Raw genomic sequence first — 21042 nt, forward strand, 5'->3', positions numbered from 1 at the left:
AAACGCAAAAATTCACTAAACAAAAAGTTATTAATTGATATAGCAGAACCTCTCAGATGAACACACTTTTGAAATGTATGATGAAATATATGATTTTCCATTATTTCATTCTGGTATAGAATACGAAGATTACCCGAAGATTATAAAAGAATATATAGCTAAATTAGACAAAAGTGATCATATTGTCATGGCAATACCTGAATATATTCGGGGTGTCCCAGCTACTCTAAAAAATGCAATTGAATGGCTATTAGCCTCAAATATACTTTATAAAAAGCCTGTTTCTTTTAAAGTAAGCAGTGCGCGTGGTGACGCATGTTATGATAACTTGATTACATTTTTAAAATTCCTCAACCCAAAACTTCATGAAGATGGCATGCTATTGTTATCAGGAGGAAAAAGATTACGTGATGAAAATGGTCAATTCTTTTATACAGAGACTAACAATAAATTGCAAAACTTTGTCCAACATTTAGAACAAAATTAAAATAAGATGTAGAGATACTTAAAACCTTTATTAAATTTAAGTGATGCTATTATTTGGAGCGAAGTAATTGATAAGTTTCTTATATTACCGCTAAATATAAAGTTTGATTATGAAATTAAAAAGAGGCTTCCTTTTTAAGGAAATGAACTCTCTCTTTTGCTTCTTCCAATTGTTTAGAAGCGATATCTTTTAAATCCAAAAACATGTCATAACGTTCTTGAATTGTACTATCCCCTTGTAGGGATAAGTGAACATAATCTTGGGTTTCCTTAATAGACATGCCACACTTCCTTAAATGTTTAATACCAATTAACCAGTTTATAGATTCTTGATTGAATAAGCGTTGATTATTTTTATTACGCATTAATGATGGAATAAGTTCACAGTCTGCATAATAACGAACTGTATGTTCACTTATATCGACAGCTTTCGAAACTTCTTTAACTGTTTTCATTTTTTCCTCACCTTTATCATTCTTGACTTAGAGTAACTCTCAAGTAGTAAAGTAAGCATATCATATGAATATGATATACATATTTCAAGGAGGTTATTTAATATGAAAACACGAAACGTTAGAAGCTTAGAAGTTTCTCCGATAGGAATGGGATGTATGGGGCTTTCTCATGGATATGGCGAAGTTCCTGAAAAAGATTATAGTATAGAGGCGATTCGAAAAGCATATAAAAAGGTTGCACATTTTTCGATACAGCAGAAGTTTATGGTCAAGAGATGTTTTACCTTGGTCATAATGAAGAAATTGTAGGCAAAGCTATAGAACCATTTAGAGAAAATATAATTCTAGCAACGAAATTCCATATTGATGAAGACGAGCTTTCAGAAGATAAGGATTTATATACAATTATACGTGAACACTTAAATATTTCACTTGAAAATTTAAAAACAGATTATGTAGATCTTTATTATTTACACAGAGTAAATGAAGAAATACCATTAAAAGATATTGCAATAGTTATGGGTCAACTGATTGATGACGGGCTTATTAAAGAATGGGGTCTGTCACAAGTTTCCCTAGAGATGCTTACTGAAGCACATGAAGTAACACCTGTAGGCGCTGTTCAAAATCTATATAATATGATGGAAAGAGATTGTGAGGAAAAAATCATACCCTATTGTATTGAAAATGGTATTAGTCTTATACCATTTTCTCCAACAGCTAGTGGCTTTTTATCAGGTAAAGTTACAACAGAAACTAAATTTGAAGATGACGATGTGCGTAAATTTGTGCCACAACTACCTAAAGAAAATATTGTTGCGAATAAACCATTCTTAGATATTTTAGAAAAATTTGCAAATGAGAAAAATGCAACGAACGCACAAATTTCACTTGCATAGATGCTTCACAAATATCCAAATATTATTCCAATTCCAGGTTCAAAAAACCAAGAACGTATTTTAGAAAACCTTGATAGTTGGAATGTTGAATTAACAGATAAAGAGTTTGAAGAAATTGAATTAGCACTCAATTCAGTTGAAGTTTATGGACACAGAGGACATGTGGAATCACATCAATCAGAGTTTGGAAATAATTGGAAAAACTAACCATTTTAAATATCGTCTGTCACCATTAATTTTTGTACTTGAATATAATTTTCAAGACTCAACGAATAGACTATAACCTTCCATTTCTTTATAAGTCCATAAAGTTTAGTCATATAGGCAACGGGAATATATTATAAAGAAACAGATTATATTTATGCCACTTGATCACGAGAAATTCTATGAAAATTATGAGGTGTTATTTATGAAAGCTGTTACTTTTCAAGGTCAAAAACAAATGGAAGTTAAGCAAGTCAGTGACCCAAAGATTGAAGATTCAACAGACGCTATTATTAAAATAACAGCATCGGGTATCTGTGGTTCTGATTTACATTTATATCATCAAGGTGATTTAATGATGGACCCAGGATTTGTCATTGGTCACGAGCCAATGGGCATCGTTGAAGAAGTTGGTAAAGACGTTAAAAAACTTAAAAAAGGTGATCGTGTAGTGATTCCCTTTAATATAGGTTGTGGTGATTGTTACTATTGCAATCACGAAATGGAATCGCAGTGTGATAATTCAAATCAAGAGCAAGCGAATTGGCAAATGGATAATGGTGGTTTGTTTGGTTTCGGCAGTATGCATGGTAACCACTGGGGCGGCCAAGCTGAATATTTAAGAGTCCCTTACGCAGACTTTTCTTCGTTTATTGTTCCAGACAATGATATGAAAGATGAGGACGTTTTATTTTTATCTGATGTCGCACCTACTGCATATTGGAGTGTAGAACATTCTGGTGTTAAATCAGGTGATACAGTTGTCATCTTAGGTTGTGGTCCAATTGGCCTTATGGCACAAAAATTCGCAAAACTTAAAGGTGCAAAACGCGTTATCGCTGTAGATAATATTGAGCACAGACTGCAACATGCCAAGGAATATAACCAAGTCGAAATCTATAATTTTGATAAAGAAAAAGAAATCGGTAAATTACTGCGTGACACCACGCATGGTGGTGCGGATATTGTGATCGATTGTGTAGGCATGGATGGCCAAGTCAAAGCATCTGAACGTGACTTGAGTCCAGATTCTGAACAACGCGGCACAATCAGTCCCATTGATACTGCGGCAGAAGCTGTAAGTAAATTCGGTACAATTCAATTAACAGGTATCTACGCAACACCAGCCGATGATTTCCCACTCAATTTGATTTTCAACCGTAATGTCCAAGTTAAGACCGGACAAGCACCAGTGATTCATCTTATGCCAAAATTATACGAAATGATTCGCGAAGGTACATTTGATCCAACTGACATTCTTACCCATACGATGCCATTAGATAAAGCGGCAGAAGCTTATGAAATTTTCGATCAGAAAAAAGATAATAATATTAAAGTAATTTTAAAACCTTAAACAAAATAAAAAATTAATAGCATTATTAATGTCTCCTCAATTCAAATAGAATTTGGGAGATATTTTTATTTGTTACACAAAACAATAAATATAATACATAATTATTGCAAAAAGTTTAATATATAAAAAACGTGGAATATATACACCATAGCAGCAATTTTTCTCAATGTTCAATATAACTTTTTAAATTCATGTCTAATACACAAACGACTCAATATATTACTTTTGTATAAACGACTTTTTTAACCTTTTTAACAATTTCCATTACAGTTTTAAATTTTCAATTCCAAAGCTACGATATAAAATTCAAAGTTTAGGTGTGATAATTATGAAAATAGAACAATGTATAGAAGATTTTATAAAAAGTATTATTAAAAAAGACCCAGAGTTATTTTGTAGTTTATTATGCCCTAAAGATTTATCTCTTTTAAGAAAAAAACTATATATAAAAACAGGACATCTTGGTGTAAATCGTTATATAAAAGATAAATACTTAAAAAAACTCACACGTTTAGTAACTACTTTTTATAAATACGAGTATTTTAAAGATGGCGATAAATATATAGTGAAATATTCTTTTGCCCAAAATAATTCTTATCTTAAGACAGAATTCAAAATCGTTGGCGATCAAACTGCGCCACTATTTAATTTGAATATAAATAAAATGCAAGTGAAATATTTCAACCATCCTTCTACTGTAGGTGATGTACATGTCACTTAATTCAGATTTACATTCCGAAACACAACGTCTGCCACGCATTGGAGAAAAAGCCCCATTTTTTAAAGGTCAATCTACACAAAGGGAAATAACTTTAGATGATTATAAAAATGACTGGGTGATTTTATTTGCTCATCCAGCTGATTTTACGCCAGTTTGTACTTCGGAGTTTGTAGCGTTGCAAAATCAATATTCGGAATTTCAAGATTTAGGCGTGAAACTGGTTGGTTTAAGTGTAGATAGTCTTGCCTCACATGTGGCATGGTTAAACAGTATCGAAGAGTCTTTTGATGTACAAATTGAGTTTCCACTTATTTCAGATTCCAACAAGGTAATATCAGAAACCTATGGTATGTTGGCACCTGAATCAAATAATACAGAAAGCTCAAGAGCAGTATTTATTATCGATGATGATGCTGTTGTTCGTGCCATGATTTACTATCCAATGACTACCGGTCGTAATATCGACGAACTTTTACGTGTCACTAGAGCGATGAAGACCTCTGATGAAACAGGAGATAACACACCTGCTAATTGGAAAAAGGGAGATAATTTATTAGCTACCCCACCAGAAACGCTAGAAGATGCTAAAAAAAGAATGAAAGATTCTAATTATGACTGTAAAAATTGGTATTATTGTGAAAAAAATGGTGAACAAAACTCTAAAAAATTTTATAACCCATTTTTATATAACAACTAGTCCTACTCCAAGAAAACGTATTATTACTTCTAGCTCATGTTCAAGAAGAAAATATAAAAATGGAGGCTAAGTTATGACCTTGAAAGCAATTATTTTAAATGCATCTCTAAAACATGGTGATGAACTATCCAATACAGAAGGGTTAGCGCAAGAAGTCACTGACATCTATCATAAAGAAAATGTAGCGAGTGAGATGATTCGATTAAGTGATTATAATATTTCTTATGGCATTTCTGATGATATGGGCAACGGAGACGAATGGCCCCTCATTTTAGAAAAAATTAAAAACGCAGATATTTTAATTATTGGGACACCTTTATGGCTAGGTGAGAAAAGTAGCATCGCAACACTTGCCATTGAACGTCTTTATGGCAGTACAAGTTTAACCAATGAAGACGGTCAATCCATTTTTTATAATAAAGTGGGCGGTGCGATTATTACTGGTAACGAAGATGGCGCAAAAAATGCCGCGGCTTCAATACTATATGCCCTATCTCATATTGGCTTAACAGTACCTCCAAATGTTGACGCTTATTGGGTTGGTGAAGCAGGCCCAGGCCCTTCTTATTTAGACATCGAGCACGTAAACGAATTTACTAAAAAACACGTTGAAATGCTCGCCTATAATACAATGCACTTAGCCAAAATTTTCAAGGATAATCCAATTCCGAATAAGGGTAACCAATTATAAAATACAATATTAAAAAGCCAGTTGCATGAAGCAACTGGCTTTTCGCGTAATGTTTAACACATATTTAAGCTTTTATATTTTTCGGTATAATAATCTGCGCTAAAATCACACCAATGATCATTAACATTATACTAGCGATGAAAGACCAAGTCGCTGCCACGCTTGCACTATGTGTCACTTGTACCGCCGCGAATATTGTCGTATTCATTGCAATGCCAAACGCCCCGCCGAGTGAAGAAGTCATTTTATAAAGACCTGAAGCTAGGCCAATTTTTTCATCTGGAATCGTTAAAATAGCTACAGTTAAACCAGGTGTGGCACATAAACCGTTGCCAATAGCAAAAATAACAAAACCAAATGTTACAGCTACAATATACCAGTCAGATGGCAATACGGTTAAACTGGCGAAAATAATGCCTATTGCAGGAAATAATGGTCCTACAAGTAACATTGGTTTACCTCCATGACGCAGTGATATTTTTTCCCCTAAGCGAACCATTAACACTGCCATGATGACATACGGCACTGTCACTAAACCTGATTGAAACGGCGTTAAGCCCAATTCTGTCTGAGCATAGATATTAAATACTGTTGTTACCCCTATACCTGTATTAAGTACAAAGTTAACCAAAGATGACCCAACGAGCCCACGGTTACGGAATAATGCAAAATCAATAAATGGGGCACGCTTTCGACGTTCAAAAAAGTAAAATACAATTACAGAAATAATAAATACACTACCACAAGTAATTGAAAAAGGACTCGTCCAGCCTTGTTCAAAGCCTTGCGTTGCAAATAAGGTGATGCTCCCTATTAAAACGGCAAAGATTAACATACCTATATAGTCAAATCGTCGATTATCGATTACTTCCTTAGCTTCTTCTTTCGTACCAAGTAATAGTACAAATGCTATGATAGCGATAATAATAGACAAGATGAAGTTAGACTGCCAATTGATATATGTAGCGATAAATCCACCAACCAATGAAGCGATACCTACGCCTCCAACAGTACCAATCATTAAGTAACTAATCGCTTTACGTAAATCCTTACCTTCAAATTGATCTTTCAGCACACCTACTGTTGCAGGTAAGAGTATGGCTGCTGATATACCTTGTATGACTCTCCCTATAATAAGTAGTGCCGTAATATCAGAAATAATAATTAATAATGAGGCGATAATACTTAAAATGATGCCCAAATAGGTCATTTTAAGTCGCCCTATTTTGTCTGACACATCACCTGCACCCACCATAAAGATACCAGTTGCGAAAGATGTGATACTCACTGATAAATTAATAATACCAGGCGTTGTTTGATATGTTTGTTGCACTGGCGTAGATATATTTATAAACGATTGAGCAAACAGCCAATACGTTAATACACTTAATACAATAGCTAAAATTAATTTGTTGCCAGATTGTTGTTTCGTACTCATGATGTTCTATGCCTCCATCTTATATAATTCATATATTTAAAAAACATATGTACTAGATAGATAATATCACACAAACAACTACTTATTGTTAAAAACTATTATATATATTTATTATTTAAAATTTAGTAATAAATTCAATGTTTGTACTACGCCATCAGCATTATTATTTATAGCTATTAAATTGGCTTCTGCTTTCAACTCTGGGTATGCATTATCCATGGCCACTTTATATTTCGCTGCTTTAAATAAATCAATATCGTTTAAGCCATCGCCAAATGCAATTGTTTCTGCTGGACTGATTTGAAGTAAACTTTGAATTCGGTTAATAGTTGTTCCCTTGTTAACCCCTAAATCTGCAATATCAATCCATTCTTCATCAGATGCGATGATATAAACCTCTGACTCATAGTGTTTAATCTGCTTTGCAGTCTCTTTACACTTACCTGTTGCATCGTGTACAGAAATTTTTAAAATATCTTCTTCAATTTCATCATAACTATTAATATAAATTACATTTTGGAATGAGCCATGTACCAATATCTTCTCTGATTCTTGTGTATCTTGTAAGACATATGCACCAGATGCGGTACATGCAAGTACAGTTTGCGCTGGATCAATATCTTTAATTACTTGAATAATTTTTTTAGCTTTACTATTTTCAATCGTGGCATTATAAATAAAATCACCGTTAAATTTAATTCTTGTTGCGCTATCTCCTACGATAAACGTATCTTGTGCTAAATCCCCAATAATACTTTCGACACGCTCACACTGTTTCCCCGTACAAAACACAAACCGAACATTGTGTTTCTCGCAATTTTCTTTTAATAATTGAAATGATTCACTATTAAATTGACTTTCATTATTTAAAAATGTTCCATCCATGTCCGCAACAATCAGTTTAATATCCATTGTAAATTCCCCTTTAATCATAATTAAGATAATTGTATCGGTTTATAAATGAAAACCATAATATTTATCTTTATTTGATACGTCAATCCAAATAAAAAAGGTAACTCAATGAGCTACCTTAGACTGTCTATATTGATTTGTGTATAGTTTAGTTGGAAATAAGTTTCAACTATTTCTTTATTAACTAGTCAGGAATTGCCTCAAATTACCTTAAGGATTTAAATGACTCTTAACTATACTCAAAATTAACATAAACAAAACTATGAGTTAGTAGATTATTTCCCGGGAATTAATTGAAATTACTTAATTACTATCTCTGAACCTTCTTTAATAATTGGAATATCTTTATCTTCAACATATAGTGTGCCAGATTGCTCTGCCACTGTGCCGCCATCAAATTTCACCGTTATATGACCTAAATCATTTAAATTTTTATTAACTGCTGAACCTACTTTGGTAATATCAAATGCTGTATTATCTATATAAAAATTTTGTTCCTCAGTAATACTATCTTCAACAGATTGCACTTCAATAATATAGCAGTAATCTGCTAATTCTTCAGGGGCATTGTCTCCAAATAATATAATCATTTTTTCTTCTTCAAATGCTCCTGCATCTTGCCCGATTTTTTTTACTAACGTTTTATACAATTTTAAAACCCTTTCTTCAATTTATTTATATAATCCAAAACTTGCGATCCAAGCTACAAATACACGAGGCATACCATTCAAGAACCTTGAATATAAAACAGAGGGAACGCCTACTTCGATTGTTTTCGTTTCCGCTTCTGCTAATCCTAAACCTACAGGGATAAAATCAGCACCATTTTGTGTGTTAATTGCAAACAAAGCTGGTAATGCTAAATTCGGAGGAATGTTGCCTTTACCAATTTCCACACCTATTAAAGTACCTAATACTTGGCCAATAACCCCACCTGGGCCTAACAAAGGACTTAAGAATGGCAATGAACAAATGAATCCTATAGCTAATAGCCCCCATATATTTCCAGCAAGAGGTGACATAATTTGTGCGAAAAGGTCACCGATACCAGATCCTTGGATAATACCAATCAATAAAGCTACGAATCCCATAAATGGAAGTATGGTATGTAGCATTGTATCTACAGCATCACGAGCAGCTTGGTAAAAAGTGTTTATAACCTTTCCTGCACCCAAACCAATTTTAGTTAAGAATGACTTGTTTACTTCTCCTTCTCGTGTTTCCATAATTTTTTTATCTTTGGAATAAGTGCCAGCTACCTTTTCAGCTGATGTATTATCTTTTTGAGTTGTACTCTCACTCAAAGATGTTTCTTCTGTTTCCGACACTTCTGATACTTGTCCTTCATCTACGTTAGAAACATAAATATCTTCCGTAATATATTGACGCAATGGTCCACTTTTGCCTGTAGCCATAATATTAATAGTAGGTATTCCTTTTTTAGGATAAATACCACATCTTAGTGTCCCACCACAATCTATAACAGTTGCCATTACTTCTTCATCTGGCACTGATGTCTCAAATCCATTAACAATTTCTGCTCCTGTAATATCAGCAATTTTATCCACAACTGCAGGTTTATGCCCACCAGTTATATAAACTAATTTATTCTTTTTGCCTGCTACAGCAATTTTCAGTGGACCACCAAATCCTCCAGAACCTTTTACGATTTCTACTTGTTTACTCATTTTTTCACCTCAACCTTCCAAATTAATTTCTTTACTCAGTTTAACTTTCTGTTGCTTTTCTACGTAACTTGTTGTGAAATCAGTAATCCAACCACCAATAAAGTTCATAACTAAACCTACTAATAAGTAACGCACTGCTAAGTCAGCTGTTGGTAAACCTAATTGTTGTATTCCATTGGCAATACCTAAGAAAATAAATAATTCAGCTGGGTTTATATGTGGAAATATACCATTACTTGTATGAGCGAACTGTGCTGCAGATGCATAATAACTCGGTTTGTATTTTTCTGGCATAAATCTTCCTAATGAATGAACCATCGGATTTGCTAACATAAATGATCCTAAAAATGGTAAAACTAAATATCTCATAAATGGGTTACGTGCTGATTTTTGTGCAATAATATTAATACGGTCTTCACCTATCAGTTGAATTAGAGTATTCATAGCTATTAATAACATAAGTACTAATGGAACTATTGTCCCCATCCAATCAATAAATGTATCCGCGCCCGTTTGGAATAATTTTATAAATCCTTCTGCGAATTTAACGATGTAATCCATGTTTCATACCCCTTTCATTTTTAAATAATTTGTTTACCTTTTTAACTGCTTTCATCAAAGGCGATGGAATTTTTTCAATTTCTCCACCTTTATCAATAATATTGAGTGTGTGTTGAGCATCTAATATTGCTTTAACTAGTAATTTATTATAATTTTTCAAATCTTTATCAGTAACTTTATTTAATTTAAAACCTTCTAACCCTTCTAGCTTACGAAACTTAGAAAATACTGTTACCCCTTGCATGTAACGGCCTTCTTCAATTTCATTTTTTCCGTTTAATTGGAATAAAACCAATGTTCCTGCTTTAAATATTGAAGGTCTTCTCCCAATCGCCACGCGACCATTACTACGTAAATCTGTATAATTTTTCGTGAAATTTTTTATCTGCAAAAGTCCCAATAAATATTGAACAACAAAACCAACTGCAGCTAATACGATGAGTATTATGAAAAACATAACTTAATTCCTCATTTCTTGATTTAATAATTGTGCAAAATCAGCAAAGGTAGTTTTCTCGGAAAACTTATTAATTAAAAATGCATTTGTTGATAAATTCAATATTTCCTCATACGTTCGAATTAATAATGCTTCATTTACAACTCTTTCAGGAGTAGCTATAAGTACGACAATTTTTAATTCAGGATAATCGATGCACCCTTTTTCTAAAATTGCGACCTTGATATATATACCTTCTCTATTTTGACTAGCATGTGGGAAACCTAGATTTTTATTAACTGTAGATTTTCTTTTTTCTCTTTCGATAATATGTGCTTTGAAAGTGTCCTCAACTTTATTTTCGTGATATAAAATATCTACCATTTTCCCAATTACTTCTTCATAACTAAGTAGTTCATTTATATAATGCAAATCGTTATCAGACATGCTGTCAACAATGACACTTTTGTTAAAAATAGTTTTACTTTTTAAATCTTTATAGATTAAAAATTGTTCTACTTTGAGTTTTAATAATTGTTCATCGAATGCATCTTCTATATAAATAACTCTATTGAAAAGTCTGTTTTCTTTAGTCGTTGATATGATTAGCTCATAGTCATTTACTACATGTTCATTAAATTCTACCTTTTCAATCGTAGTAATATTGATGTTCGATCCAAAAACTTTATACAAATTATTTTTCAACAGTTTAAGGGTACTTAATCCATAATCTGTCACTATTGCAATATTAGAAATTTCATTTAATTCTTGTTCTAATTGCTCCAAATAAATACTGAAGTAAATGGTTAAGAATCCTAATTCTTGTTCTGAAACATCCAAACCAATCTCTTTCGTGATATTTTCACCTAATACTTTTGACAATTCATAAGCAAAGGGAAAACGTTGTTTCATATCATAAGAAATTTCGTTATTAAGTCTAATGTCAAAAAGCATACGGTTGATTAAATGTTTTATATGTAACCGTATATCTTTGGTAAATAACGAATAATCTATTTCTATTGCAAAGTTTTCAATAACGTCATCTACTGTGTTTGAAATAATACGATTAATTAGTGCTTCATCTGTGGATGAAATTAATTCATCTAATATAGAGGCACGTCGTCCCATTAATTGTATGACGATTAAAATCATCTCTTTATCTACATCAATATTTGGATATTTTTCATTCAAATAATCTCGAATAAAAAGTATTTCCTTATAGTCATTTGAAGAGAAAATATGATTGTCTAAAGTGATATCATCATCTATGAGTTCACTTTCTTCTATTCGCTCTATTGTCACCAATATAGAAACAAGAAAACGATTATAAGATTGTTCATCAAGCTTTAACGTCTCGCGAAGTTTAGTTAGATGTATAAATAATTTATCCTCTATTTCAGTATTGTTATACCGATCCATGAATTTCTCAATAATTAATTTTCGAATATCATACTCAAACCCACCGATAGATAAACCTACATTGGTTTTACCAATGACTGAAACATCGTATCCATCTATTTCTATTTTGAGATTACTCAATAAATTATTCACGCTCGTTTTACTCATAAAATAATACTCTGCAAGATCATCAATAGTAATGGGATGATTTTTTAGTATTTGAAAAAATATATCAACCATGGCGTTATAATTAGAAAAGTTATTTTCCTCATTATTTCTCACTAAATCTTCAAAGTGATTAAAAAACGCTTGCTCTTTCTTAATATAAAGCGTTAGAGTTCTATGATATTTAGATATAACAACCAAACCATCAAAATAATGATTAATTTGTTTTATATAATTTAAAATAGTCTTTTCTGAAACTTCTATGTTAAATGATAATTTCTCGAGAGAAATATTGTCATTGAGCAGTAATTCAACTATTTTTATATGTTTTTCACTTAATTTCATAATTTCCCCCTATTTTATGGGGTTACCCTCTGGATTTACCACCTGAAATGTTAATTGTTGTACCAGTGATATAACTTGATTTGGTAGAACTCAAATAACATACTAAATCAGCAATTTCTTTCAATTGCCCCACTCTTTTTAGAGGAATGGATTTAGAATAATCCCCATTTAATTTATCTACAGTTGTATTTCGACTATACGCTAATGCCTCTTCATATTGAGAGGTGCGTAATCCAGTTTCTTCAATTATTCCTGGTGCTATAGCAACAACACTAATATTGTGCTTGCCTAACTCCTTAGCCCAACTTCTAGTTAAACCAATTAATGCAGCTTTAGTTGCTGAATATATACTTTGACCCTCAGAACCTTCTTGTCCCGCTTCACTTGAAACATTAACAATGTGGCCATGTTCTTGTTGAATAAAATATTTAGCAACTGCTTGGCTGAACCAAATAGGACCTTTTAGGTTTACATCAAACATAAAGTCCAAATCTTTGTTATTGATTTCGTATTCAGGATGTTCTTCTTTCTCATCAACTAACACACGTGGTAAGTTAATACCCGCATTATTGATTAAAACATCTATCTTACCTTCTTTGGAATAAACTTCATCTACAGCATTTTGTACGATGTCTCTATTTGTTACATCTACTTGTAAAAAATTGTATTTTTCATTATTTACTTCACTATTTTTCAGATCTGCATTATAAACAACTGCGCCATTATCTAATAAGTTATTAACGATTTCATTGCCTATGCCTGAGCTCCCACCTGTAACAATTATAATTTTACTTTCTAAACCTAACCAACTATCCATAACTGATGTCCTCCTACTAAAATTGATTTGTCCTCATTATATTTGGAATCGTTTACATAATTAATACAAAGATTTGTGCATATTTAAGAAAAGTTACAAATAATAGAAGAATTGTTGATAGTGTTTTCAATAAATTAATTAAGTATAAGGCTATATTCTTTAGGAAAATTCAAATTATAATGGAACCATTGACTGAAAGTCATTAATAAAATCCAAATAAAAAAGGTAACTCAATGAGCTACCTTAGACTATCTATATTGATTTGTGTATAGTTTCCAATGGTTCCACTTTAGAATATATATCGCCATTATTACTTTTCGTATATGAGTTACAGATCTTGCATAAGAACTACTTGTATTCATAAATGAGGTAGTGGTTCTTTAAAAGCTTAATATAAGTGCATTTTCAAAGCAGTCAGCTACCCCGACATAATAAATGAGACTAAGACATGTATGATGTCTTAGCCTCATATTAGGTACTTTAAAGTAATTTCTACTATTTAATAATTATCATATGTTGAATTAAAGTGCCGTATAACCACCGTCAATAGTAAATACACTACCTTGTGCAAATGAAGATGCATCTGATGCTAAATAAACAACAATACCACCTAGTTCGTCTGGCATACCAGGACGTCCCATTGGTGTGAAGCCCATCCAATCTTCGATCATTTCTCCACCTTGATCAAAGAATGGTTTTGTTAGTTCTGTTTTCATGTAGCCAGGTGCAATAGTATTAACTTTGATATTATATTTTGACCATTCCATTGCTAAACTTTTCGTTAACATGATTACTCCAGCTTTAGAAGCATTATAAGAACTTTGCTCTTGAGGTTTATTCGCAATTAAACCTGACATTGAAGATGTATTAATGATTGAACCATATCCTTGTTTAATCATGACACGACCAACAGCTTGTGCTACTAAAAAGATGCCATTTAAGTTTAAATTGATAACCTTATTCCAATCTTCAAATGACATTTCTTCTGCTTTTGCATTAATCGTCATCCCTGCATTATTTACTAAAATATCAACTTTACCAAATTGTCCTAAAACATCTTCAACCATTTTATTAACTGCATCAGGATCTGTAACATCAACTTTTAATCCAATTGCTTCAACATTTTCGTTTTTCTTAATTTCTTCTGCTGTTTCTTCAGCTACCGCTATATTTATATCTGCAATAACTATATGTGAACCTGCTTGCGCTAATGCTGTAGCCATTGATTTACCTAGACCCATTGCGCCTCCTGTTACGATTGCTACTTTTTCATCTAATTTAAATTGTTCTAAAACGTTTGTCATAATATATCACCTTTCTATAATTAATGATTAGGTTGGTTAACTTTCATAAAGAAAGTTAAAATAAATCCTATAAAATAAATAATTGCATATGTCCAAATAGTTAATTCAGGCCCTGCTATAGGAACTGTTATTGTTGCAATAGCAGGGCCAATGAAGTTACTTAAGCCTGCGGATAAATTATGAATAGATACCGCAGCACCTTTATGATTAGGTTCTAAAATAGGGAAAATCGCAGACATCGGTACAAAAGCTGCTACAGCAAAACCGAACATAACAGCTACACTGCCAGCAATCCAAATATTAGGTCCTGACCAAATAGGTAAGTAATAAAAGGCTAATGTTGAAATAACCATACCTATACACCCAAACCACCGAACTTGTCTAACCCAACCGATCTTATCACCAACAACACCCCAAAATAGATTAGTGAAAATAGTTACAATGTACATGAGACCCCATATACGTAACCATTCTGATGTTGTAAATCCTACGGTGTCTGTAAATACAATCGGCATAATAACGACTAAGCCAAAGAGGGCTAATTGATTAATGGTTCTAACAACACTTGCAATTGCTATTTGAGGATTTTTCAAAATGGTAATACCTCTAGCAAACTCAATTAACATTTCTTTTGCTGTTAATTTATCAGCTTCTTTGTCTTCACCTTTTTTATCTTTAACTAAGAACATCGCCATCAATCCACCGATTAAAATAAAGATTATTGATGACCACAATGTTCCCATAAAGCCAATCCAAGGAATGGAAAAGCTAGGTATATATGTTCCTAAGAAACCTATACCAACAGAGTACATGGCCCAAAACCATCCCATCGCAGAAGCTAAACGATGCCGTGGTGCTGAATAAGTAATCCACACAACGAAACTATAAATAAACATTGGATATGCGAAGCCACGGATACCATACATGATCAGCATCATTGTATAGCTATGCTGCTCTATACCTAAAGTTAAGAAACCAACATGAAAGACAATCCAAATAATGAAAGACAATCCAAATAATGAAAGCTAATATCATAATTTTTCTTGGACTAAAAATTTCTGCTAAAATACCAGAAAGCCATGATGCGATTGCTACTACTAAGCCGTAAAGCGTTAAAACGGTAGAAGCTTGATGGGCTTCAAACCCAATATTAACAATGTACTTAGATAAAAAGGCCTGCTCTATTCCATCACCTGTCATAAAGATGGCTATTGCAACATAACCCCAAATCAAAGTTCTCGGTAAACCTAAAAATTGCTTCGGCTTATCTGCATTTAATGATTCCACACTAATCTCTCCTACGTATTAAAATATGCTTTATTCACTGTAACTAACACTTACATTAAGCGTGTTCATCTACTTGTTGTTCCAGTTGAAGAGATGATTTGAAACGTTGAATGTATTTTTTAAAGCTCTTTATATCATTCTCGTTAGGCTCTATAGTAAATTGCTCAGTATGTTTAAAAGCGTGGATACTTAAATAATCGGTTAAATTATTATGCTGTTCTTCTACCAAATATCGTGCTAATACAGCTATCCCCCATGCGCCGCCTTCACTTGCTGTCTTCATCACACTAACCGGACTCTCTAATGCTGCTGCTAAAAACGATTGCGCTACTTTTTCTGTTTTAAAAATACCTCCATGACCTAACATGGTATCTATTTGAATATTTTCTTTTTCTTTTAATAAATCAATACCTATTTTCAAAGTACTAAAAGCACTAAAAATATGTGTTTTCATAAAGTTTTCTATATTGAAATCGCTATTAACATGACGTAAAAACATTGGATAACCTTGTTTTACATCTGTTATAAATTCACCTGAGATATATCCGTATGATAATAGCTTGCCTAGATCTTCGTCTCCATTAAAAGCGCTTTCAAACAACTTTGTAAACAACTCATTTTTATCGTATTTCACATTCATTATTCTAAATACATCTTCAAAAAGTCCAATCCATGCATTAATATCAGAAGTACAATTATTCGCGTGAACCATAGCAACATCATAACCATCTGGTGTTGTTACTATGTCTACTTCTGGATATACATTTTTAATTGGTTGCTCTAATACAATCATCGAAAAGATACTTGTTCCCGCTGAAACATTGCCTGTTTTAGGAGCGACACTATTTGTAGCAACCATACCAGTAGCTGCATCGGACTCAGGAGCACACATTGGGCAACCTGATTTCAGCTGGCCATTTGGGTCAATCAATTTTGCACCTGTTTCTGTTAAATATCCCGCTGACTCACCTGCTACAATTACTTCTGGCAGAATATCTTTAATATCTTGTTGATACCCTAATCCTTGAAATAGTGTGTTAAAGCGCTCCATTAAATCTTCGCGTAACTCTTTTTTATCAGTATTAATTGGAAACATACCAGATGCATCGCCTATACCTAACACTTTTTTGTCTGTTAAATACCAATGAACATAACCAGCTAACGTTGTCATATATTTTACTTTGGATACATGATCTTCGTTGTTTAAAGCTGATTGGTATAGTTGGGCAATACTCCAACGTTCAGGGATATTTACATTAAAATCATTTCGTAATAATTTAGCGGCTTCATTCGCATTGTTATTTCTCCATGTTCTAAAAGGTACTAATAAGTCATCATTTTTATCAAAAACTAAATAACCATGCATCATTCCACTAATGCCTAAAGATGACAAATTAGTGATAGGTATACCGCATAAATTTTTAATTTTTTGAGCCATTTCATTATAACTTTTTTGAATACCTACCCAGACATCATTCATTGAATAAGTCCAGTAACCATTTTCATATTGATTTTCCCATTCATAAGAACCTGTAGAAACTGTATTGCAATGGGGGTCAATTGCTACAGTCTTAATTCTTGTCGAACCAAATTCAATGCCTACTGAAAGTTGACCAGTGTTAACATAATCCTTCAAGACTTCAATATCCATTTGCTTACCTCTTTCTTTACAATATGTAAACGGTGTCAAAAACGTAGATTACGCTTAAATTTCTTGAAAGTCAAAGTTTTGCCCTTATAAAAAAATTAAAATTTAAAGTAGACTATATTTTTATTCATAAGTCCTATATGATATTAATTTTGAATTAAAAAGGAAATTTCAAAAAAATATATAGTATCTACTTTTACAAATCTGTCTTTTAGATGGAATAATATAGCAATATTTATATTACATAAGCAATTATTATTATTTTTTTAAGCATTATATTTCTAACAATATATGTAAAATTAAGTATTAAAACCAATAGATTCATGTTAATTTAATTATAAAGTGTTTTTTAATTTTTGTTTTGGTATTAATTGATAAAGTAATTGTTTGGAGGCAATTAAAAATATGAATAGAACTAAATTAAGATTTTACATGCATATAGGGCTATGTATATATGCCATCGCTTACGGCATATTATTACTGTCGACTGACTGGATTTCTTCTGGTTGGTCACTAGCATTCGTATTAAGCTTTGCTGCTATCGGTATCTTAAGTGATATTGTCGCTCCAAAAAGGCGTAATAACTCGGAGAATAGTCAAAAGCGTCAAAGAGATTATATAAAATGAAAATAATTGAGTTAATAACTATTATAGCCATGATTTTATTTACTATTTTAGTAGCTATTGCTGTACCCAAATTCATTGCAGATAAAGACTATATAGTACTTATATTTGTAAGTATTTCCTGGTAATTTCTATCTATTATTGCTTTATCTTTTTAAAACCAGAAAATAACAATAATTAAAACAGTGACAATTAAATGAATCAGAGGAGTATATCATATGAACTTACTTAAATATTTTATATTTAATTTAATCGTATTCTTTATTATATTTAGCATACTGCTCCTAATTTTTATAAATGAATATAACATTATCAAAACTATTCTAACGACTATTTTATTCGCATTTATAATGACTGTTTATAAATATGCAGTAAATCAATATAAAAAGAAAAGGAAAAGAAGGAGATGATGAACGTAATGATAGAAATACTTGCACTAATTTATGGTATCGCCATAAGTTTGTGGTTTTTATTCATAGATCGTAACGAGTCAGAAGGATTAAAGAAGAAAATAACTGCTATGTTTTTAATGTTAAATAGCGTTTTATTAATTATATTTGCAGTCATAGGGCTTTTAAAAATTATTGAACTGTCAAATTTTGAAGGAACTTTAATATTATTAGGAATAGCAATGATTCAACTTTCTCTATTAAATAAAAAGAAAGTTAAACCGATTTATATTTACTTTGGTCTAGCTATGCTTGTAATAAATGTGCTTATTAGTTAAAAAATTTTGTATGTTACATGAATCAAAGGAGGAAGTCACATATGTTACCTAAAATGTTAGTCGTTTGTTTATTACTTTTTTATCCGATTTTTGTTAAAGCTATGAATAAGAAAAAGAAAGATAGCTATGAATCATTAAAATAAAAAAGTTAAATAAATGAAAAGAGAAAGGTTCTTATGCTGAATATCAAAGATTCTAATTATTTTAAGAGATCGATAAAAATTTATATTATAACTGTTATTATTTTTATCCTTACTTTTATTTTAGCCATTATTTTTAGCCCATCCTATGAAACTTTGAAAAGCTTAGGCAGTTCATCACATAAAGGTATATCTGAAGCTTATGGTTTAAATAAACTTTGGCAATACATAATAAATAACGGTTTTAGAGTGTCTTTACAAATGTTTATACTATCATTGCTCCCTATTCCTTTTCTATACTATGTAAACCTATTATCAACGACGATAATGACAGGTATTGTATTTGGTTTTGTTGTTCATTTTGATTTATATAAAGGCAGCACAATGGTTATTTCATCTTTTCCACACTCAATAATAGAAATACTAGCAATGTGTTTTGTTATCAGTGGATTATATAAACTGAACAAATCAATAATAAGAAAAATCACAAATATTTTCAGAAATAATAATAAACCAAATCTTTCTTTTAAAATAGCTATAACTAATTTATTGAAAGTTTATATATTAATTGCACTACCCTTATACATTATCTCAGCATTCATGGAAACTTATCTTACTCACTTCATTTATAATCTACTCAACTAGTTATAGTACATGGCACCATTAAAACGCTCGCTTACTATAATATTAGTAAACGAGTGTTTTTTATGGATAAATTTTCCAATTATTCAGCAACAAATTTTTGATATAAATAATATGAATAGCAAAATGGTAACAGAATTAAAATAATGCATAAAGCTATAGTTATAACTGAATTAATTACACTAAATAAACCTAAGATTAAAAATGCTAAACCAACACTGATATAAACACGCGAACTAAACCTTTGGGCCTTTTTCCAAACTGCTTCACTACTTTTAACCCATTTATTTTTAATACCAAACAAACCATTTCTAGGCGCTTTGGGTAAATAATTACCTACAATAATTAATAAAATACCTAAAAAAATTGAAACTAAAAATTCTACAGATACAGATTGTCCTAAAGCACTGAAAATCATAACCATCGAAATTATATATATAAATCCATGTACTAATGGATTAAGCAATCGATTCAAAGATTCGTTATTCGAAAAGGTCGTTTGATTTTTATCTTTAAATATTTTGATATTAGTAATGATATAACAAAAAATCATAATCCCAATCATTGTTATGAAAGCTAAAAATTTATTAGCTGACCAATTTACATCTCCATTTGAATTGTATTGCATTGGAATAGAATTAGGTAAAAATGGTAGTGCAATTAACCATGTTACAATTGCTAAAATAATGATAGATAAACTTGTTTTTGACTGTCTCAGTACTTCTTTCAAAAGCGTACCCTCCTATTTATTCTTTATTAAATTGAACAATCCATTTAATAACTTCCTCAAAAACGGATAAATTCAAGTGATAATAAATATACTTTCCTTGCCTTTCTGTATAGACTAAATCGTTAAACTTCAATACTTTTAAATGCTGTGACACACTTGCTTGACTCATATCAAAGTGATTCGCAATTTCACTTGCTGTTAATTTGTTATCTTTAAGCATTTCCAAAATATCTCTTCTAGTTTTATCTGATAACGCTTTGAAAACGTCTCTCATAAATCCCACCTTCAGCCTTTCATTTAATCATTTAAGTATATACTTAAATGATATATTTTAATTTTCACATTGTCAAATAGCATCTTTAATTAAATGAATAGAAATATATCAAAAGCGCTTAACAGAGTATAAACTGTTAAGCGCTTTTGATCGAATGTTGTTATGAAAATATATTTTTTATCACAGTGATTAAGCCTCTAATTATTGAAAGTAATATATCTAGAATAATAGTTATAATACTAAATTTATCTTCTTTATCAAATTTTCTTTTTTTGTCTTTATTGGTCATATAAATTCACAATCCACCTTTTAGAAAATCAAAGTACGCTTAACTATGCTTTCTTTACCTTTATTAATTAAATTATAAACAACTTTGCTATGTGCTACTTAGCAATATTG

General features: G+C 31.5%; 22 protein-coding genes and 2 pseudogenes. 10 read left to right on the plus strand and 14 right to left on the minus strand.

Going from position 1 to position 21042, the window contains the following annotated elements; all coding sequences use genetic code 11:
• Positions 1 to 73: 73 nt before the first annotated feature.
• Positions 74 to 487 (plus strand): NADPH-dependent FMN reductase, encoded by a 414-nt coding sequence (locus SOJ_RS00910; RefSeq protein ID WP_002506170.1) that lies wholly within the window; start codon positions 74 to 76, stop codon positions 485 to 487.
• A 115-nt stretch (positions 488 to 602) separates the two neighbouring features.
• Here SOJ_RS00910 and SOJ_RS00915 read toward each other — a convergent pair whose 3' ends face one another.
• Positions 603 to 941, minus strand: a complete 339-nt coding sequence (locus tag SOJ_RS00915) for a MerR family transcriptional regulator (RefSeq protein ID WP_002506171.1) — start codon at positions 939 to 941, stop codon at positions 603 to 605.
• Positions 942 to 1043: 102 nt separating this feature from the next.
• On the opposite strand from SOJ_RS00915, the gene SOJ_RS14605 reads away from it, so the two are divergent.
• The 6 genes and pseudogenes from SOJ_RS14605 (at position 1044) to SOJ_RS00940 (ending at position 5507) form a co-directional block, all read left to right on the plus strand.
• Positions 1044 to 1250, plus strand: coding sequence for a hypothetical protein (locus SOJ_RS14605; RefSeq protein WP_021339295.1), 207 nt, complete (start codon positions 1044 to 1046; stop codon positions 1248 to 1250).
• Positions 1217 to 2047 (plus strand): annotated as a pseudogene (locus SOJ_RS14610) (aldo/keto reductase). Before SOJ_RS14605 ends, SOJ_RS14610 begins: the two are co-directional and overlap by 34 nt.
• A 202-nt stretch (positions 2048 to 2249) precedes the next feature.
• Positions 2250 to 3398, plus strand: a complete 1149-nt coding sequence (locus SOJ_RS00925) for an alcohol dehydrogenase catalytic domain-containing protein (protein ID WP_002506174.1) — start codon at positions 2250 to 2252, stop codon at positions 3396 to 3398.
• Positions 3399 to 3726: 328 nt separating this feature from the next.
• Positions 3727 to 4119 carry a hypothetical protein gene (locus SOJ_RS00930; protein WP_002506175.1) on the plus strand — a complete coding sequence of 131 codons (393 nt, stop codon included), beginning with the start codon at positions 3727 to 3729 and terminating at the stop codon, positions 4117 to 4119.
• Positions 4109 to 4816, plus strand: a complete 708-nt coding sequence (locus SOJ_RS00935; protein WP_002506176.1) for a peroxiredoxin — start codon at positions 4109 to 4111, stop codon at positions 4814 to 4816. The genes SOJ_RS00930 and SOJ_RS00935 overlap by 11 nt, the downstream gene beginning before the upstream one ends.
• 73 nt (positions 4817 to 4889) lie before the next feature.
• The gene (locus SOJ_RS00940; protein WP_002506177.1) at positions 4890 to 5507 is read left to right on the plus strand and encodes a flavodoxin family protein; all 618 of its coding nucleotides are present in this window, start codon (positions 4890 to 4892) and stop codon (positions 5505 to 5507) included.
• A gap of 64 nt (positions 5508 to 5571) precedes the next feature.
• On the opposite strand, the gene SOJ_RS00945 is transcribed toward SOJ_RS00940, so the two are convergent.
• The 11 genes and pseudogenes from SOJ_RS00945 to SOJ_RS01000 form a co-directional block, all read right to left on the minus strand.
• Positions 5572 to 6948 (minus strand): MFS transporter, encoded by a 1377-nt coding sequence (locus SOJ_RS00945; RefSeq protein ID WP_420496902.1) that lies wholly within the window; start codon positions 6946 to 6948, stop codon positions 5572 to 5574.
• Positions 6949 to 7056: 108 nt separating this feature from the next.
• Positions 7057 to 7857, minus strand: coding sequence for a Cof-type HAD-IIB family hydrolase (locus tag SOJ_RS00950; RefSeq protein ID WP_002506179.1), 801 nt, complete (start codon positions 7855 to 7857; stop codon positions 7057 to 7059).
• Between the two features lie 299 nt (positions 7858 to 8156).
• Positions 8157 to 8507 carry a PTS glucitol/sorbitol transporter subunit IIA gene (locus SOJ_RS00955; protein WP_002506180.1) on the minus strand — a complete coding sequence of 117 codons (351 nt, stop codon included), beginning with the start codon at positions 8505 to 8507 and terminating at the stop codon, positions 8157 to 8159.
• Between the two features lie 21 nt (positions 8508 to 8528).
• Positions 8529 to 9545, minus strand: coding sequence for a PTS glucitol/sorbitol transporter subunit IIB (srlE, locus tag SOJ_RS00960; protein WP_002506181.1), 1017 nt, complete (start codon positions 9543 to 9545; stop codon positions 8529 to 8531).
• 9 nt (positions 9546 to 9554) lie between these two features.
• Positions 9555 to 10106, minus strand: a complete 552-nt coding sequence (srlA, locus tag SOJ_RS00965; protein ID WP_002506182.1) for a PTS glucitol/sorbitol transporter subunit IIC — start codon at positions 10104 to 10106, stop codon at positions 9555 to 9557.
• On the minus strand, positions 10090 to 10563 hold the full coding sequence (locus SOJ_RS00970; RefSeq protein ID WP_002506183.1) for a transcriptional regulator GutM: 474 nt from the start codon (positions 10561 to 10563) through the stop codon (positions 10090 to 10092). Before SOJ_RS00970 ends, srlA begins: the two co-directional genes overlap by 17 nt.
• Before the next feature lie 3 nt (positions 10564 to 10566).
• Positions 10567 to 12450 carry a BglG family transcription antiterminator gene (locus SOJ_RS00975; RefSeq protein ID WP_002506184.1) on the minus strand — a complete coding sequence of 628 codons (1884 nt, stop codon included), beginning with the start codon at positions 12448 to 12450 and terminating at the stop codon, positions 10567 to 10569.
• A 22-nt stretch (positions 12451 to 12472) separates the two neighbouring features.
• Positions 12473 to 13267, minus strand: coding sequence for an SDR family oxidoreductase (locus SOJ_RS00980; RefSeq protein WP_002506185.1), 795 nt, complete (start codon positions 13265 to 13267; stop codon positions 12473 to 12475).
• Positions 13268 to 13788: 521 nt separating this feature from the next.
• Positions 13789 to 14571 carry an SDR family NAD(P)-dependent oxidoreductase gene (locus SOJ_RS00985; protein WP_002506186.1) on the minus strand — a complete coding sequence of 261 codons (783 nt, stop codon included), beginning with the start codon at positions 14569 to 14571 and terminating at the stop codon, positions 13789 to 13791.
• A 20-nt stretch (positions 14572 to 14591) separates the two neighbouring features.
• A pseudogene (locus SOJ_RS00990) lies at positions 14592 to 15858 on the minus strand (MFS transporter).
• Positions 15859 to 15913: 55 nt separating this feature from the next.
• Complete coding sequence (locus SOJ_RS01000) at positions 15914 to 17509, minus strand: xylulokinase (RefSeq protein WP_002506189.1); 1596 nt, start codon at positions 17507 to 17509, stop codon at positions 15914 to 15916.
• Positions 17510 to 17911: 402 nt separating this feature from the next.
• Between SOJ_RS01000 and SOJ_RS01005 the strand changes: the two genes are divergently transcribed.
• The 3 genes from SOJ_RS01005 to SOJ_RS01020 all read left to right on the plus strand — a co-directional run bounded on the left by SOJ_RS01005 (position 17912) and on the right by SOJ_RS01020 (position 19642).
• Positions 17912 to 18133 (plus strand): hypothetical protein, encoded by a 222-nt coding sequence (locus tag SOJ_RS01005; RefSeq protein WP_021339306.1) that lies wholly within the window; start codon positions 17912 to 17914, stop codon positions 18131 to 18133.
• Between the two features lie 415 nt (positions 18134 to 18548).
• Positions 18549 to 18857: a hypothetical protein gene (locus tag SOJ_RS01015; RefSeq protein WP_002506191.1), complete on the plus strand. Its 309-nt coding sequence runs from the start codon at positions 18549 to 18551 to the stop codon at positions 18855 to 18857.
• 176 nt (positions 18858 to 19033) lie between these two features.
• Entirely contained in the window at positions 19034 to 19642 is a 609-nt protein-coding gene (locus SOJ_RS01020; RefSeq protein ID WP_002506193.1) for a stage II sporulation protein M, read from the plus strand.
• A 79-nt stretch (positions 19643 to 19721) separates the two neighbouring features.
• Here SOJ_RS01020 and SOJ_RS01025 read toward each other — a convergent pair whose 3' ends face one another.
• Complete coding sequence (locus SOJ_RS01025) at positions 19722 to 20369, minus strand: SdpI family protein (protein ID WP_002506194.1); 648 nt, start codon at positions 20367 to 20369, stop codon at positions 19722 to 19724.
• Between the two features lie 16 nt (positions 20370 to 20385).
• Positions 20386 to 20643 (minus strand): autorepressor SdpR family transcription factor, encoded by a 258-nt coding sequence (locus tag SOJ_RS01030; protein ID WP_002506195.1) that lies wholly within the window; start codon positions 20641 to 20643, stop codon positions 20386 to 20388.
• Positions 20644 to 21042: the final 399 nt, after the last annotated feature.

Source organism: Staphylococcus sp. OJ82 (genome assembly GCF_000294465.1).
GTDB lineage: Bacteria > Bacillota > Bacilli > Staphylococcales > Staphylococcaceae > Staphylococcus > Staphylococcus equorum.

What these genes read in the sequence shown, in the direction of transcription:
- SOJ_RS00925 (WP_002506174.1), top strand. Translation starts at nt 2,250, where the DNA reads ATGAAAGCTGTTACTTTTCAAGGTCAAAAACAAATGGAAGTTAAGCAA.
- SOJ_RS01005 (WP_021339306.1), top strand. Translation starts at nt 17,912, where the DNA reads ATGAATAGAACTAAATTAAGATTTTACATGCATATAGGGCTATGTATA.
- srlA (WP_002506182.1), bottom strand. Translation starts at nt 10,106, where the DNA reads ATGGATTACATCGTTAAATTCGCAGAAGGATTTATAAAATTATTCCAA.
- SOJ_RS14605 (WP_021339295.1), top strand. Translation starts at nt 1,044, where the DNA reads ATGAAAACACGAAACGTTAGAAGCTTAGAAGTTTCTCCGATAGGAATG.
- SOJ_RS00915 (WP_002506171.1), bottom strand. Translation starts at nt 941, where the DNA reads ATGAAAACAGTTAAAGAAGTTTCGAAAGCTGTCGATATAAGTGAACAT.
- SOJ_RS00985 (WP_002506186.1), bottom strand. Translation starts at nt 14,571, where the DNA reads ATGACAAACGTTTTAGAACAATTTAAATTAGATGAAAAAGTAGCAATC.
- SOJ_RS01020 (WP_002506193.1), top strand. Translation starts at nt 19,034, where the DNA reads ATGCTGAATATCAAAGATTCTAATTATTTTAAGAGATCGATAAAAATT.
- SOJ_RS00970 (WP_002506183.1), bottom strand. Translation starts at nt 10,563, where the DNA reads ATGTTTTTCATAATACTCATCGTATTAGCTGCAGTTGGTTTTGTTGTT.
- SOJ_RS00910 (WP_002506170.1), top strand. Translation starts at nt 74, where the DNA reads ATGTATGATGAAATATATGATTTTCCATTATTTCATTCTGGTATAGAA.
- SOJ_RS00980 (WP_002506185.1), bottom strand. Translation starts at nt 13,267, where the DNA reads ATGGATAGTTGGTTAGGTTTAGAAAGTAAAATTATAATTGTTACAGGT.
- srlE (WP_002506181.1), bottom strand. Translation starts at nt 9,545, where the DNA reads ATGAGTAAACAAGTAGAAATCGTAAAAGGTTCTGGAGGATTTGGTGGT.
- SOJ_RS01030 (WP_002506195.1), bottom strand. Translation starts at nt 20,643, where the DNA reads ATGAGAGACGTTTTCAAAGCGTTATCAGATAAAACTAGAAGAGATATT.
- SOJ_RS00950 (WP_002506179.1), bottom strand. Translation starts at nt 7,857, where the DNA reads ATGGATATTAAACTGATTGTTGCGGACATGGATGGAACATTTTTAAAT.
- SOJ_RS00940 (WP_002506177.1), top strand. Translation starts at nt 4,890, where the DNA reads ATGACCTTGAAAGCAATTATTTTAAATGCATCTCTAAAACATGGTGAT.
- SOJ_RS00930 (WP_002506175.1), top strand. Translation starts at nt 3,727, where the DNA reads ATGAAAATAGAACAATGTATAGAAGATTTTATAAAAAGTATTATTAAA.
- SOJ_RS00935 (WP_002506176.1), top strand. Translation starts at nt 4,109, where the DNA reads ATGTCACTTAATTCAGATTTACATTCCGAAACACAACGTCTGCCACGC.
- SOJ_RS01015 (WP_002506191.1), top strand. Translation starts at nt 18,549, where the DNA reads ATGATAGAAATACTTGCACTAATTTATGGTATCGCCATAAGTTTGTGG.
- SOJ_RS01000 (WP_002506189.1), bottom strand. Translation starts at nt 17,509, where the DNA reads ATGGATATTGAAGTCTTGAAGGATTATGTTAACACTGGTCAACTTTCA.
- SOJ_RS00975 (WP_002506184.1), bottom strand. Translation starts at nt 12,450, where the DNA reads ATGAAATTAAGTGAAAAACATATAAAAATAGTTGAATTACTGCTCAAT.